This window comes from Hydrogenovibrio thermophilus (assembly GCF_004028275.1).
In the GTDB taxonomy this organism is placed as follows: Bacteria; Pseudomonadota; Gammaproteobacteria; order Thiomicrospirales; family Thiomicrospiraceae; genus Hydrogenovibrio; species Hydrogenovibrio thermophilus.
On the sequence record NZ_CP035033.1, the window covers coordinates 1342196 to 1356740 of the forward strand.

At 47.1% G+C, this 14545-nt stretch carries 18 protein-coding genes; 5 read left to right on the top strand and 13 right to left on the bottom strand.

Annotated elements, in window-relative coordinates; translation table 11 throughout:
- The first annotated feature begins 8 nt into the window (after positions 1–8).
- On the top strand, positions 9–356 hold the full coding sequence (locus EPV75_RS06260; RefSeq protein WP_128384821.1) for a TfoX/Sxy family protein: 348 nt from the start codon (positions 9–11) through the stop codon (positions 354–356).
- Here the strand turns inward: EPV75_RS06260 and EPV75_RS06265 are convergent.
- The 7 genes from EPV75_RS06265 to EPV75_RS06295 all read right to left on the bottom strand — a co-directional run bounded on the left by EPV75_RS06265 (position 311) and on the right by EPV75_RS06295 (position 7520).
- On the bottom strand, positions 311–1009 hold the full coding sequence (locus tag EPV75_RS06265; RefSeq protein ID WP_128384822.1) for an endonuclease/exonuclease/phosphatase family protein: 699 nt from the start codon (positions 1007–1009) through the stop codon (positions 311–313). The two genes, EPV75_RS06260 and EPV75_RS06265, sit on opposite strands and share 46 nt — an antisense overlap.
- An 8-nt stretch (positions 1010–1017) precedes the next feature.
- Positions 1018–3192, bottom strand: coding sequence for a VTT domain-containing protein (locus tag EPV75_RS06270; protein ID WP_128384823.1), 2175 nt, complete (start codon positions 3190–3192; stop codon positions 1018–1020).
- Positions 3193–3437: 245 nt separating this feature from the next.
- A complete protein-coding gene (gene fghA / locus EPV75_RS06275) occupies positions 3438–4283 on the bottom strand; it encodes an S-formylglutathione hydrolase (protein ID WP_128384824.1) in 846 nt (281 codons plus the stop codon).
- Positions 4284–4341: 58 nt separating this feature from the next.
- Positions 4342–5451, bottom strand: coding sequence for an S-(hydroxymethyl)glutathione dehydrogenase/class III alcohol dehydrogenase (locus EPV75_RS06280; RefSeq protein ID WP_029937988.1), 1110 nt, complete (start codon positions 5449–5451; stop codon positions 4342–4344).
- Between the two features lie 377 nt (positions 5452–5828).
- Positions 5829–6461, bottom strand: a complete 633-nt coding sequence (locus EPV75_RS06285) for a DJ-1/PfpI family protein (protein WP_128384825.1) — start codon at positions 6459–6461, stop codon at positions 5829–5831.
- A 33-nt stretch (positions 6462–6494) separates the two neighbouring features.
- On the bottom strand, positions 6495–7259 hold the full coding sequence (gene blaOXA / locus EPV75_RS06290) for a class D beta-lactamase (protein WP_128384826.1): 765 nt from the start codon (positions 7257–7259) through the stop codon (positions 6495–6497).
- Between the two features lie 96 nt (positions 7260–7355).
- Positions 7356–7520 carry a hypothetical protein gene (locus EPV75_RS06295; protein WP_206197857.1) on the bottom strand — a complete coding sequence of 55 codons (165 nt, stop codon included), beginning with the start codon at positions 7518–7520 and terminating at the stop codon, positions 7356–7358.
- Positions 7521–7676: 156 nt separating this feature from the next.
- On the opposite strand from EPV75_RS06295, the gene EPV75_RS06300 reads away from it, so the two are divergent.
- Positions 7677–8399, top strand: a complete 723-nt coding sequence (locus EPV75_RS06300; protein WP_128384827.1) for an NAD(P)-dependent oxidoreductase — start codon at positions 7677–7679, stop codon at positions 8397–8399.
- On the opposite strand, the gene EPV75_RS06305 is transcribed toward EPV75_RS06300, so the two are convergent.
- A complete protein-coding gene (locus EPV75_RS06305) occupies positions 8396–9766 on the bottom strand; it encodes an HD-GYP domain-containing protein (protein ID WP_128384828.1) in 1371 nt (456 codons plus the stop codon). The genes EPV75_RS06300 and EPV75_RS06305 overlap by 4 nt on opposite strands.
- Positions 9767–10116: 350 nt before the next feature.
- On the opposite strand from EPV75_RS06305, the gene EPV75_RS06310 reads away from it, so the two are divergent.
- The 3 genes from EPV75_RS06310 to EPV75_RS06320 all read left to right on the top strand — a co-directional run bounded on the left by EPV75_RS06310 (position 10117) and on the right by EPV75_RS06320 (position 11694).
- A complete protein-coding gene (locus EPV75_RS06310; protein WP_068648666.1) occupies positions 10117–10422 on the top strand; it encodes a hypothetical protein in 306 nt (101 codons plus the stop codon).
- A gap of 433 nt (positions 10423–10855) precedes the next feature.
- Positions 10856–11491 (top strand): ParA family partition ATPase, encoded by a 636-nt coding sequence (parA, locus tag EPV75_RS06315; RefSeq protein ID WP_128384829.1) that lies wholly within the window; start codon positions 10856–10858, stop codon positions 11489–11491.
- Positions 11488–11694, top strand: a complete 207-nt coding sequence (locus EPV75_RS06320) for a hypothetical protein (protein WP_128384830.1) — start codon at positions 11488–11490, stop codon at positions 11692–11694. The genes parA and EPV75_RS06320 overlap by 4 nt, the downstream gene beginning before the upstream one ends.
- Positions 11695–11740: 46 nt before the next feature.
- Here EPV75_RS06320 and mscL read toward each other — a convergent pair whose 3' ends face one another.
- The 5 genes from mscL to EPV75_RS06345 form a co-directional block, all read right to left on the bottom strand.
- Complete coding sequence (gene mscL, locus EPV75_RS06325; RefSeq protein ID WP_128384831.1) at positions 11741–12160, bottom strand: large-conductance mechanosensitive channel protein MscL; 420 nt, start codon at positions 12158–12160, stop codon at positions 11741–11743.
- 223 nt (positions 12161–12383) lie between these two features.
- Complete coding sequence (locus tag EPV75_RS06330) at positions 12384–12878, bottom strand: AAA family ATPase (protein WP_128384832.1); 495 nt, start codon at positions 12876–12878, stop codon at positions 12384–12386.
- Positions 12879–13070: 192 nt separating this feature from the next.
- Positions 13071–13265 carry a hypothetical protein gene (locus EPV75_RS06335; RefSeq protein WP_128384833.1) on the bottom strand — a complete coding sequence of 65 codons (195 nt, stop codon included), beginning with the start codon at positions 13263–13265 and terminating at the stop codon, positions 13071–13073.
- Positions 13266–13316: 51 nt separating this feature from the next.
- The gene (locus EPV75_RS06340; RefSeq protein WP_128384834.1) at positions 13317–13760 is read right to left on the bottom strand and encodes a hypothetical protein; all 444 of its coding nucleotides are present in this window, start codon (positions 13758–13760) and stop codon (positions 13317–13319) included.
- The gene (locus EPV75_RS06345; RefSeq protein WP_128384835.1) at positions 13761–14489 is read right to left on the bottom strand and encodes a hypothetical protein; all 729 of its coding nucleotides are present in this window, start codon (positions 14487–14489) and stop codon (positions 13761–13763) included.
- Positions 14490–14545 lie beyond the last annotated feature (56 nt).

Consider the following 14545-nt stretch of genomic DNA (forward strand, 5'->3'; position numbering starts at 1 on the left):
CGACCGTCATGAAAACCTCCAATGATTTCCTGTCGACATTGAATGATGTGTTTGCGTTGTTCGGTGCCATTGAGGCCAAACGAATGTTCGGCGGTTACGGCTTGTATCATCAGGGGGTGATGTTTGGGTTGGTGTCCGGTAACGAATTGTTTTTGAAAACGGACGATGAATCGGCGCAAACGTTTATCGAGCAAGGGTTGCTGCCGTTCGAGTATTCACGGGATGGGGGCCGGGTGCAATTATCTTATTATGCGGCGCCGGAGGTTATTTTCGATGACCCGGAAGAGGCCAAAGAGTGGGCTGAACGAGCTTATAAAGCGGCGTTAAGGTCAAGCTCGGCCACAAGGGGTAAGTGATCGGAAGCTTGTTTGGCCAACGGGCTGCGGTGGGTGTTTAAACTTTTCAATACGGGGCGAGGAGCGGCCCATATACGATCCAATGACAACATCGGTAATTTCGTTGGCCAGGTTCGTCGAAAGGGCGTGTCCGGGAAGCGACTATGTAAGGCTCGTAACGGTCGTCCCCATAACCACCATTCATTCAGGTCACCAGCCAGTATGACAACGTCATGAGCATTATCGTTAAAAATCGTTAATAGACGTTCCACTTGTTCGCGGCGTTCTGATGGCCGTAAGCCAAGGTGGGTCGCCACCAGTTGTAACCGAATACCGTCCAGTGTGAAAGAAACATCCATTGCCTTTCGAGGTTCGCGGCCGGTCACACTGAGATCATGCGACCGGACGTCTTCATAGGGAAGCCGTGTCAGGACAGCATTGCCGTAATCACTGTCGCCTAACTTCATGGTGTTGCCCGCCAGGGCGGTGCATTGGGTCGCTTGTGCTAAATGGTTCAGCGCGTCAAATTCATGGCCTGGGCAAGATTCCACTTCCTGCAAGATAATCAAGTCGGCATTGATTTCCTGAAGCACCGCCGCGCAACGTTCGACGGATTGCTGACCATCATGACCGATACAGCGATGCAGGTTCCAGCTGACTAATTTGATGTTCATGGTTTTCGTTATTGTCCTTGCTCGCGTTTCCGGGATTTATAGCGCAGCCATTTACGCAGTCCAAACATCATCAAAACAATCGCCACCACCCAAAAGACCAGCCAAATGAGGTTGATGCCACTTGGCTCTTTTATTGAGCGTAACACCTTGTCGGTAAACAGCGCAATGGCCGCCATACCGGGTAAAAAACCAATGAAAGATCCTAATATAAAATCCCGTAAGCGAATGTGGGAGGCACCGGCGACCACATTAATCACCGCAAAAGGTGCGATGGGAATGATGCGCATTGTAATAATCGTTAAAACACCACGTTTGGATAACTTCTGGCTGATGCGATGCAAACGATTCCCCGCGTAACGTTTCAGCAGTCCGTGTCCGGCCCATTGTCCCAACAGATAGGACAACACCGCGCTGAGCAGGGCGCCCGACAAGGCATAGGCAAACCCCAGCGAGGACCCGAAGACCAATATCACGGCCACTACCAACAGGGTTAAGGGCACGGCGAGCGTGGCGGCGACAGCAAATATTGGAATCACAAGCCAGGGTGCAAGTGATTGCGATTCCAGTAAGGTGATATAACGCATCATCTGGTCGATATTCAGCCAGTCGCTTAACGGCGTCCAGCGCCATACGGCGACCAAAACCAATAACATCGTCAATAGCAAAGCGACTTTTAGAAAATGCCGGGCCGTATGAGGCTTGTCTTTATTCGGCACGAAATGGTTCACAAGATGATCGGGGTGATACGGCTGTTCAGGGTCGATTAGGGCGGATTCGGGCACCAGTTGATCGACTTCCGTTGTGACGTTTGTATTCAGCGTCTGTAAGGTGCGCTCGGAGCCTTGGAGCGATTCAATTGCGCGGATCAACGATGGATGTTCCGCTTCACTGTTTTGCAGTGTCGTAGTGTCGATACCCAGGTGCTCACTCATCAAGGTGCGCCGGATTTTTTGAATCGCGTAATAAGCCTCTGATTCGATTTCCGCTTCAATGAAAAGATCGCACTCACTGTCCAGCCCCATCGAACGGTTGCTGAGGTTGGAGGATGCCACCCGAAGCATGCAATCATCAATAATCATACACTTGGCATGAACCATTAAAGAGACATCCGTATCGCTTGCGAGTTGCGGATAATACAACCGCAAACGGTTTGCGTGATCCGCATCCTGCAGTTTTTTGACCAGGCGGGCACGCAATACATCCATGGTATGCTGCTCAAGCCATCCGCCGGTTTTTTCCGGCATCACGATGATGATTTCGGGGCCGTTTTCAAGCTGTAAACTTGCAACGAGCGCTTGTTGAATCGCATTTGATGTCAGGTATTGGTTTTCGATATAAATAAAGTGCTTGGCCGCTGAAATACTGTCCAGATAAAGTTGTTTCACTTCCTGAATCGCGGGGTGTCCACGATATTGCGCCAGTGTTCGTGCAATGCCGACCGGTACATTATGGATCAATGGTGTTATGGAAGCGGGCCAAGGATCATGCTCTAGGTCATCGTCCGGCGCATTTGGCGAATCCGGTTGAGCCGGGGTTGCTTGAGTTCCGGTCGCACGTTGCCAGCGTTCGCGTGCCAGTTGCCCTAAAGCTTTGGCCGCATCGTCATCCACCACCATTTGAACATCATGGAAAGGGGGATAAGGCTTGCCGTCTGGGTCTTTTCGTCTGGCATCGTCAATGGCATGCTCGGGGGTATCCCAGCGCCATTTGCTCAGGTCAAAGCCGCCGGAAAAGCCCACACGATCGTCAACGACCACGACCTTTTGGTGCTGAGAAGCGCCAACCGGGTGCTGACTGTCTAAATGAAAATGAACACGCGAGTGGGTTTTCTTGTTAAACACGTACGAAGGACGGCTTTCGCGTTCCAATGTATAGATGGACGCAAAGTCCCAGGTCAGCACAAAAACATCGACATGGTGTTCTCGTGCGACGAAATCCAGTAATTCGCCCAGTTCAATCGGGTGCTCATGGTCAGAATCGTCTCGCACCAGCTTCAATCGGCTGTGTAAATCCCACCCCAGAATGAACACCGAATCATGCGCCGAAAGAATGGCTTCACGTACCGCGCGAAAATAGGCTTCGCCATCAATGGCCACTGCAGCACGGTTCGCATTCACTTTTTGCCAGCAATTTTCGCCAGGGGTGAGGATTGAAGTGCGCCTCTCCCCAATCATATCGTGCATAGAATATCCTTAAAAACCTGATGAATGGTTCTGATGAATCATGGGCTGATTGAAACAGGATAACCGCCCAAGGTCAGAAAGCCAATCGGGAATGACCGGATTACTGGATTCAGGGTTATGAGACGACCAATGAATGGAGCTTGTTTCGGAGAGGATCAGAGTGACACCGGTTGGCGACGTTCGTCGCTTTCCGGTTGGGGATATTCAAGTGGCGTGCCGGCGGAATGCCGGCCGAGGGGGAGGCGTTATTTTTGCGAAAGGGCCTTAGTGTGGTAGGCGATATGCTCACCAATAAAGGTGGCGATAAAGTGATAACTGTGGTCATAGCCATCCTGCATTCTGAGTTGCAGGTTAATGCCATTATCGTCACAGGCTTTTTGCAACGCTTCGGGCTGTAACTGACCTTCGGTTAAAAATTCATCCGCCGTACCCTGATCAACCAAAATGTGTTCACAAGACGCGCCGTTTTCAATTAATTCAACCGCATCATAAGACGCCCAGTCACTTTGATTTTTTTCTCCTAGGTAGGCCGTAAAACAACCTTGTCCCCAGCCGCACTGCGTTGGGTGACAAATGGGCGAAAAGGCCGAGACCGATCGAAACGCTCCTGGATTTTTTAACGCGCAAATTAAGGCACCGTGACCACCCATTGAATGGCCGCTGATGGATTTAACGCCAGCCATCACCGGAAAATTTTGCTCAATCAAATTGGGCAGTTCAGCCGTCACGTAATCATACATTTGATAATGCTTCACCCAAGGTTCTTGCGTGGCATTCACATAAAAACCGGCACCTTTTCCTAAGTCATAACGATCGGGTTCATCCGCCACCTCGTCCCCACGAGGGCTGGTGTCCGGCATCACCAAGGCAATGCCGTTTTCGGCGGCATAACGTTGTGCCCCCGCTTTAACGCGTACATTGTCGTCTGTGCAGGTTAAGCCGGATAACCAGTACAAAGCCGGTACGGCTTGTGTTTCCGCTTGCGGCGGCAAATAGACTGAAAAGGTCATCTCGCACTGGCAGCTATCCGAGAAATGTGTATAGCGGTTGAGAAAACCGTCAAATTCTTTAATGCTTTCTATTTGTTTCATGTTTCATTCATTCCATTATCTATCTCATTATTTTAAAAAAAGATCGTAATCCGCGTTTTTAAAAAATAATGACCGAGCGAATACTTTCGCCGCTGTGCATTAAATCAAAGGCTTTATTAATGTCTTCCAAGCCCATTGTGTGGGTCACGAAAGCATCCAGCTCGATTTCACCGTCCATATAACGTTCCACATAACCCGGTAGTTCGCTACGTCCTTTCACGCCACCAAAAGCGCTTCCTTTCCAGGTGCGACCGACGACCAAGTTAAACGGACGAGTCGAAATTTCCTGACCGGCGCCTGCCACACCAATAACGGTGGAAACCCCCCAGCCCATGCGAGTACATTCCAGAGCATCGCGCATCACCTCGACATTACCGATACACTCAAAGGAGTAATCGACACCGCCGTTCGTAATTTCAGCAATGTACTCGCTGACTTTGCCATCCACGCTTCTTGGGTTCACAAAATCCGTCGCGCCGAGAGCTTTGGCCATTTCCCATTTGCTTGGGTTCAGGTCCACCGCAATAATCCGTGAAGCTTTGGCCATAACCGCGCCTTGAATACAAGAAAGCCCGATTCCGCCTAAACCGAATACGGCCACCGTCGAACCGGCTTCCACTTTAGCGGTATTGAGTACGGCGCCAATTCCGGTGGTGACGCCGCAACCGAGTAAACAGACCTTATCCAACGGCGCTTCTTTATTGATTTTAGCTAATGCGATTTCCGGAACCACCGTGTACTCAGCAAAAGTGGAACAGCCCATATAGTGGTAAATTGGCTTACCATTTTTGGAAAAACGACGTGTTCCATCCGGCATATAGCCTGTCCAAACCGTTCCGGCAATGGATTGGCATAAATTGCTTTTCGTAGAGTTGCAGTATTCGCATTCTCCGCATTCGGGAATATATAACGGAATCACGTGGTCGCCAGGTTTCAGATCTTTAACACCGGGGCCGCATTCGACCACTTCACAGCCGCCTTCGTGCCCTAAAATGGCTGGAAAAACGCCTTCAGGGTCGTCACCAGACAGGGTGAACGCATCCGTATGGCAAACGCCTGAAGCAACTACCTTTAATAGGACTTCACCCTCTCTTGGGCCTTCTACTTCAACTTCTTCAATTTCTAAAGGTTTTTTGGGTTCCCAAGCGACTGCTGCTTTACATTTCATCTGTTTAAGTCCTTATTTTTTGGTCATTGAATATACAGTGGGAGGAGAGCTAAGGCAGGAATCAATGAATGAACAAAAACGACTATCGTTTTTATCGTAGGACAAAAAAAACCGCCAATGGCTCGCCATGGCGTGTATTTTCAATCATACCCTAAAAAAATCCATACCCTCATGGGAGTACTCATTATGGGGACTTTTAGTCTCTGAATCGTGCGTGGTAGCCATTCTAACGAAATTTTCCAGCGTGCATGATACAAGTTGCAAAAAAGATCATGGGTCTTTCCAGGTATTTCATATTCGCTGAAAGTCGGGAGATGAAGCGAGACGAGTCAAAAAATAAAATTTGGCATTCAGTGTTTATTTATGGCCTAACCTTATCAGGGAGAGAGATTGATTCGGCGTTCGTTGCTTTCCGGATAGGGATATTCCATATGGCGAGCCGCCGCGCGGGCAACGTCTTCCCCGAACTGCATGGCGACAATCTGCAAGGCCATGTCGATGCCGGCGGAAATGCCAGCTGAGGTGATTATATGACCGTGGTTGACCACATGCGACTGCTTATCGACCGTGACGTTCGGGAAAAGTGATTGCATCCAATCCAACGAGCGCCAATGGGTGGTTGCGCTCAAACCGTCCAACAAGCCCGCATTTCCGAGCACCAACGCCCCCGTACAGACCGAAGCCAGGGTTTCAACCGAAGCGGCCGCATCACGCACAAACGCCAGTAAGCTTTCGTTGTGCATTTCCTGACGAGTGCCCATGCCGCCCGGCACCACCAGAATATCCAACGGCGGGGCTTGTTCGAATGTACAGCCGGGGATGACTTTCATCCCTCCGGTAGTGGTTACCGGTTCGGGTGACTGCGCTATCAGATGGACGTCAAACGGAGACGTGTCTTCAAAGCGTCGATTTTCATCCAATCGTGTGACGGAAAAAACTTCAAACGGGCCGCAAAAGTCGAGGACTTCGACGTCATCAAAAATAACGATTCCAAGTTGTTTGCGCTTCATAGACGGTCTCTTTTTATAGGGGGCAATTAGGGGTCAATCGATAATGCCTTTGGCCTTCAGCGCTTCCAGTGCCAATTTTTGGCGCAAGGGCAATTGCGCTTTATTGTCGAGCACCATATTCAAGGCAAACAGCCAGGTGTCTTGCGATGTTTTGACATAGCCGATATACCAACCCACATTTGGGTGAACGCGTGCGGCCCAACCCGTCTTAGCCCATAAGGAATAAGAGGGTGTTTTTTTCACCAGCATGATTTTTTGCAAGGTGTCATAAGCCTTGTCATTAAAAGGAAGCTGGCGACGGACGAGTTTTTTTAGAAAATCCACCTGTTCGAATGCACTGATTTCAAGTGAGCCTTCATCCAGCCAAAAGGTGGTGACATCGAATTCGTTCTGTAAATGACCGTAATCAGTTTGTTTGAGATAACGTTTGTAAGCTTCGGTTCCGACTGCACGGGCAATTTGCTGATAACACCATACGCAGGAAACTTTAAAAGCGCTGTCCAACGTTTGGTCGTGATTCCAGCGGGCCACACTGTAATGGTGACCATCCCATTTGAATACAGTGTGTTCATCTTGAACCACGCCATCCTCAACGGCAATCAGGGTATTCATTACTTTAAACGTCGAGGCGGGTGAAAACGGCTGCCTCGCTCTTGTTGCATTATGGACAAATGTTTGCCCGGTTTTCAGCGATTCAATGACCATGGTGCCCTCAATATTTTGTTGGGCGAAAAGCTTGGCGATCACCGAATCGTCGGCATTCGAAACCACGGGAATCAGCGCGGTAAGCAGTGCCATAATGTAATATCGGGTGGTTTTATACATGATGCGTTATATCTTTTTAAGTAGGGGCGGAGGTGATGAATTGGCATTCAGGCCAAAGCCTGCAACCATTTATTGCGCGTTGACTTCTTCGCGTTCCCGTTCATATTGGTCGTAAGGTTTATTCGCGGCCTTCATGCAAGCATCGTATTGCGACGGTGGCTTTTTGTAACAACTGTTACGGTTATTGTGCTGAATATTGTCGTAAACGGCCTGATTGCTGCATCCGGCTAACATAAAGAGGCTTGTCAAAATCAGTAGGTTTCTCACCGTGCTTTCCCTTAGAATGGTTTGTGATTGAATGGATTCAAATGATACGAAATTTTGATTAGGATTTCGCGGTAAATCATCCAGTCATGACATTGTAATGGATTTTGATGGAGTGCTTGGAAAATGAATGTTTTGGTGGTCGGGGCAACGGGTGCGACGGGGCGGTTATTGGTGAGTCAATTGCTCAACCGTGGGTGTCATGTCAAAGCGGTGGTGCGTTCTGCGGAACGCTTGCCGGAAACGGTTCGAGCGCATGCGCATTTGACGCTCATCGAAGCCGACATTTTGGCGCTGTCGGAAACGGAGCTCGCTGAGCTCGTAAGCGATTGCAGCGCCGTGGCTTCCTGCTTGGGGCATAATCTGACTTGGAAAGGCCTTTTCGGTCAACCGCGCCGTTTGGTGACCGACGCCGTGCAACGTTTGTGCGATGCCATTCAAGCCAACCACAAAACCGAACCCACCCGGTTTGCTTTGATGAACACCTCCGGGAACCGGAACCGTGATTTGGCGGAACCCATTTCGTTTGCGGAAACCCTGATTGTCGGGTTGATTCGCCTTTTATTGCCACCGCATTCGGATAACGAACACGCCGCCGATTACCTGCGAACCCAAGTCGGACAAAATCATCCCGCCATCGAATGGGCCGCCGTACGGCCCGATTCCTTGGTGGATCGCTCGGACGTTACCGACTATGCAATTTATCCCTCTCCAACTCGAAGCGCCATTTTCAATGCCGGTGAAACCAGCCGAATCAATGTCGCCGATTTGATGGCCCGGTTAATAACCGAAGAAGACTTGTGGGAACAATGGAAAGGGCAGATGCCGATTATCTATAATCAGATTTAACCATTTTGGCTTTCTGCGCCAATCGCCAACTGCGGCAAAATCTGTATCAAGGCCTCATAAATGTCAGGTTCAATGGAACTGCCACACTCGCTTTTGAGTATCGACAGCGCTTTTTCGATCGGCATGGCATCTCGATAAGGGCGGGAAGCGGTCAGGGCATCAAAAATATCCGCCACGGTGATCAGTTTAGTTTCAAATAAAATTTCTTCACTTTTCAGCCCATAAGGGTAGCCCTTTCCATTGAGCTTTTCATGGTGTGCCCCGCAGATTTTGGCAATTCGGTTAAACGGTTGGATGCGTTGTAGAATTTGTTCGGAATACAGTGGGTGCAGTTGAACCTGTTTAAATTCATCATCCGTCAGTTTGCCGGGCTTATCCAGAATGTGGTTACTTACCCCCAGTTTGCCAATATCATGCAGCAGGGCACAGCGGTTGATTTCTCTCTGCTGTTCAAAGGAAAACCCAAAATGCTGACTGAGTTTGACGGTGTAATCGGCTACCCGAGAACTGTGATCGTGCGTAAAAGGGCTTTTCGCATCGACAATCATGGCAAACGCATAGGTGATGTCATCAATTTTCTGTTGAGTCAGTGTGATTTTTTCGGCTTCCGGTTCGAGCGAACGAATATCGCTTTCAAGGTCTGTTTTCGTTAAGGTTTCCCAAAAGGGCGATTGTGTTTCAAGACTCAATAAGGCGTCAACCAACGCCGGGTTAAACCAGGAGCCTTTTCGGGAACGAACCTCGTTTAACGCCGCAACCTGACCACCGGTTTGAAAAAACACATCGGTCACTTGCGAAAGCAGTGCAATTTGCGCATTGATTGGAATTTGATCTCCGGCCACGCCATAGGGCTTTCCATTGCCATTCCAGTGCTCGTCTAAATAACGAATACCGTCGGCGATTTCTTCATTAAACCCGAGGCGTTTTGCGATATCCGCGCCTCGCTCGCAGCGCGTTGCGAACATTTCCGTGCTTTGTTCGTCACCGAAGCGAGCAATATTGATCAAACGTTTCGTTTTGGAAATTAAGCCACTTCCGACGGCCGTATGCTTGAGGACAAAGTCAAGCATCTGCTTGTAGCTGTCATTATCGACCAATTTAAAATCTTTTTTCGCTTGGCGCTCATCACTGCCATACAGTTCATATAAACGCGCGGCATTACTGCTGCACCCGGCATCTTTCAATAGAAGGGTGTAGTACAAATTCCAAATGTGTTTGGATTCCAAGCCGATGATCTTGCCAATGTGCATCCCAATCCAGCAGCAGCGCACACTGTGCCCGGCGGGTTGTCCTTCCGTTAAGTCCAAGGCATAACTCAAGGCACTGATGACTTGCGAAAGGCTTAAATTTTGTACTTTATCGACCATGGTTTGAAAGATTCCATTTAAAAATGATGACGGGAGAACAATGGTCCCTTGATCACCACCTTAACGGAATTTCCGAATCAAAAACATTAAAAAATGTAATTCATCCGACAAGATGACCGGTGACAGTGAATGGAATTTCGAAAAGGCTTTATTTTCGGTTTGACGGTCATGCCTAAGCTTTAACCAATCAATTTGACCAGGCCTGGTCGATTTTTCGTGGGGTTGCGTATCGGTCAGCGGCTAGGCTATGCTTATCACTTTGCAAAACAGAAGGGCGTGGCATGCCCTTGGTTTCAACAGGCTAACAAACAAAATCACCAGGCCTGGTTAATATTGAATGGAGACCCTTGATGATCAAAACCCACGAAGACTTACACCAGTTGGTGTCGACGGAAATAGAACGTTATTTAGCCGAACACCCGGAGGCTTCCATCACCTTTGAGGTGGCTGAAAACAATTCCTGTAGTATGAAAAACACCCAGAATGACCATAAGTTCGTGTTTTTGTTCGCCCGCTTCGGCGATGAATATAAAGTGGGCTTTGCTCTGTACAAAGGCTATGATCCTAATCCTTGCTGGATTGACGATATTGAACATGAAGGCTTTGACCAAAATTTTATGCAAATCCTCATCAAAGAACACTTAATCGGAGAGTGAATCCAAAAAAAACCGGGTCAAAACGCCCTGTATTGTATAGGAATTTGGCCCGGTTTCCCCGCCACCAATTGCATATCCGAATGCAAAAATACGCCTTTTGCACGCTCTATCTGTAACACTTTATTTTAAGAGAGCTTTGCACGGGATGGATACACGTCTAAAAATGGCTAAAATCTTCCTGAATGTCGTTGAAAAACTCGTTAATAGGCAGCTATTAGCGTCGTTTTCCGCCTAATTCAGAAAAATTTGATCTCATTTTTTCCACGCGTCCCACCCATGCAAAGCTCTCTTTAACAATAATCACCAGGCCTGGGCATTTTTAAACTTATGGCAATGCTCAAGCTATGGCGGATACCACCCCGGTTTTAACGGCACAAAATGCCTGTTTGATGCGGGGGACTTTAAAGATGAATTTGAAAGGGCGAAGTAACGCATGACATCGGCACGGATTTTAGCGGTGGCCAACCAGAAGGGCGGCACCGGCAAGACCACTTTAAGCATGAACCTAGCCGCAGGCCTGGTCAATCACGGCCGTGTGCTGTTGATTGATGCCGACCCGCAAGGTTCGGCCACCCAGTGGTGCCGGTTGTCGGCCGAAGACAAACCGTTTCCGGTTCCCGTCATCGCTGTGGCCGGGCATTTGGCTCACGAAGTGGAACGCTTTGCAAACGATTACGATTTTATTGTCATTGATTGCCCGCCAACACTGGAAACCGGCGTCATGCAAGCCGCGCTCAAAGTGTCCCAAACGCTGTTGATTCCGGTGTTGCCGTCACCGATGGATTTATGGGCCAGCCTTCGCATTGCCGAAGCCATTGAACAAGCCAAAAGGCACAACCGGCCCTTACAGCCCTATATCGTCATCAATCAGTTGGAACCCCGCAGTGCCTTATCCAACGCCATGCAAGAAGCTCTGCAAGAGTTCGATATTCCCGCCTTGAAAAGCGGCCTGCGTCGTCGCGCCGTTTATCGCAATGCGGCGGTGGATGGGCTGAGTGTCTATTGCATGGGCAAACGTGGCGAAATGGCCGCCAATGAAATCGACGATATTATCCAGGAGGTTTTATGACCACCCAAAACACCACTGCATCTAAATTAACCGACAGTCTGCGTCGTGCCAAAACCACGCAGGAAAAACCCGCCAGCAAAACAACCGCAACGCCATCGCGTCAAAAGACGCCCGCTAAGCCGGTCGTCAAAAAACCAGCTTCAAAAGAGGAATCAACAGAACGGGTTAAACCCATGATTTCAAAACGCGTTTGGCCGGATTGACCCAATATTCAATCGGGTCAAATTCGATTCATTTATCAAACATAAATTAAGCGTTGGTGTTGCCGTTTTTCCGTAACAAATCTCGAATCTCGGTTAACAGTTTTTCCTCTGCGGATGGCTCCGGTGGCGCGGCTGGAGTTTCCTCGACTTTCTCGGCTTCTTCTTTTTCCTTAGCCATTCGTTCCTGCAATCGGTTGATGCTCCGTACTAGGAAAAAGACCACCAACGCAATTAACACAAAGTTAATGATGGCTTGGATAAAGTTGCCGTAGGTGATGGTCGCCGCACCGACTTGGAAGGCCAGCGCCGTGAAGTCCACTCCGCCCAACGCAATACCAATCAAGGGCATAACAATGTCATCCACCAATGATTTTACAATCGCGGTGAAAGCCGCTCCAATAATGACCGCGACAGCCAAATCAAGCACATTTCCTCGATTAATGAACGTACGGAATTCTTTGATCATGTTTTGTTCTCTTTTACCTTTGTGTTTTCAATGAAGTGAGTGCGGCGTTATTTTTTCGACCCGCTAACACCAAACTCAGCGAGCGAGCCTTGAAAAACTTCGCTTGAGTGCCTTGTTAACCTTGGTCTTAGGGTACTTTTATCTAAATTGGATTGCAAATGACGTGGCGGTAAATTTGGATGAATGGGGGAACCAAACCGGTTCGATTGGATGTGTCTAGTGATTATTTATTGAGGACAATGTCGATGTTGAAGCCTTCATCCTCCGTTGGAGCCTGAAAGTAACGGTTGACCTGGTGAAACACCGTTTCGGTATCAAATTGGGCGCGTTCCGGTGATTCCAGTCGGCGTTTTTCCAGCCGCTGTAAGCACAGCGAATCGTCGGTTTGCAGATAAATTAATTTATGGGGAATCTGACTTTCGTCGAATAGCTCTTTAAACCAAGCCCGTTGTTTTGGGGTGTTGCCCGGAAAATCCATCACCACCGAAACGCCGGAATGCAACAGGCTTTGAACATGGCTTTTTAGCAAGGGTTTCAAGCGTGCCGAATACAGGATGTAATCGTCAAAGTTTTGAATTTCATCAGGATAAAGAGCTACCAACCAATCATCTTCAGACAGCAAAATCGCTTTGAGTTCGTTCGCCAGTTGTTTGGCGTAAGTGGATTTCCCCGCGCCCATTTTGCCGCTGAAAAAAATCAAAGTGCCTGTTTCGTTCATTGCATATCCTTTGCAAATGGAGCATTCAATCAAATGACCAATATTACCAGGCCTGGTCGTTTTTACCGAAAGGTATTGAAGCAACCTCGAGTAATCAATCGAGTCTGACTCCATTGGTTTGAGTGCATTGTTATGCGTCTGTTGCCTGTGGACTGATCTGTCCTAAACCTTTTCCACGATGACATACTTGAGTCATGTATCTCTTTCCTTATCGTCCTGTAAGCGAGCACGCCACATGGCAATGCTGATACCTAGAAAGATTAGTCCAAGCCAGAAAATCTCATTGGCATTGTTATTTGCTTCAAAACTCATGATTACCATTCCGGCACCAGTAGCACCAAGGAGGTACCGGATTACGTCCATATTTGTCGTTTTAGATAGGCTCATTCCGTAATCTCCGATCTATTATCGCCACCCCGTTAAGCTAACCGGTCTTTGTTAGGTGTTTAAAGCTTTTGTGATTTGTTTTTTACCAGCAAAATATAATCGAATATAGACTGGCTTTTTATTCCATCCAAAATAATCAGCTTCACTGAAATTAAATGTTTTTGTATCGTAAGGTTCAATTCTGACATTAATCAATGAATCTTCTGGCGACCAAATACATTTTTCTTTTCCATCGTTTATAACATAAAGCTCCATATACTCAAGAAGAACAGGCTTGGAAGATAGGTTGTTGATATTTATATCGTTCCCGATCTCAGGAATACTTCTGAAAACTGGGCTAACCTCGATTCTAAAACGGTTACTCCAATACTCGTAAATTTTAAGAAATGCTAAGACTGTTGAGAGGATTGCTCCCCATACTGACATAAAGGTTGTCGCTTCTATTTCAAGTCCGAATATATTCATGTTTTTTGATTGAGTGACAGTTAGTTTCATTTACTCAATAAATTCAGTTCCAGACATGGTTGAAAGAATTTCATATGTAATATTTACACTTGATGCATCTAAAATTTTTATTTTTATTTTCTTAAACGCAAATAAGCCTTGATTTGAGTTATTTAGTTCAAAGTCAAAATCTTGAGAATATGCCTCACGGATCATATTTTTAGCAAATTCTTGTACGGTGAATTTTGCAAGGTTTTTTGATTTTCCTTTATAAATGATTTTATAGCTATGCTCAGGGTAATCAATACTTTCACTTTGAACAACTTCCTTTGTATACTTAACTGCAGGAGTTAGTGGGTTCCAGTTCAACTTATTTCTAAAAGTCCACTCACTAAATGAACCAACGCCTACAGGGTCTTTTAAGCAAATTCTTGGGGTACAGAATAAATTAGAGAAAATACCTTGTTGTGAAAAAATTGTTTTTGCTGATGATTTTTGATTTCTGCTCAAAGTCAATTTATCATCATTTTCTAGATTAATACTTGCAGGTTCAGTTAAGGTAAAAACATATCCTTTAGTAACAATTAACTCTACATCTCTGTAAATCGAATCTCCAACAGTCGCGGTTTTTATCTCGCCTTTTTTCTGCATAACTACTTTATGATAACTTTTAGATTCACTGTCAGTTATATTTATAATTCTTACGCCACCATTTGATGAACAGCCAGATAATATTGAAGCAGTTATTAAGAAACAACCAAATAAAATTGCTTTATTCATGAAAAAATCTCTTATTTATTAATAAAATAGGACGCTACGCTTTAATTAAGGCAGGC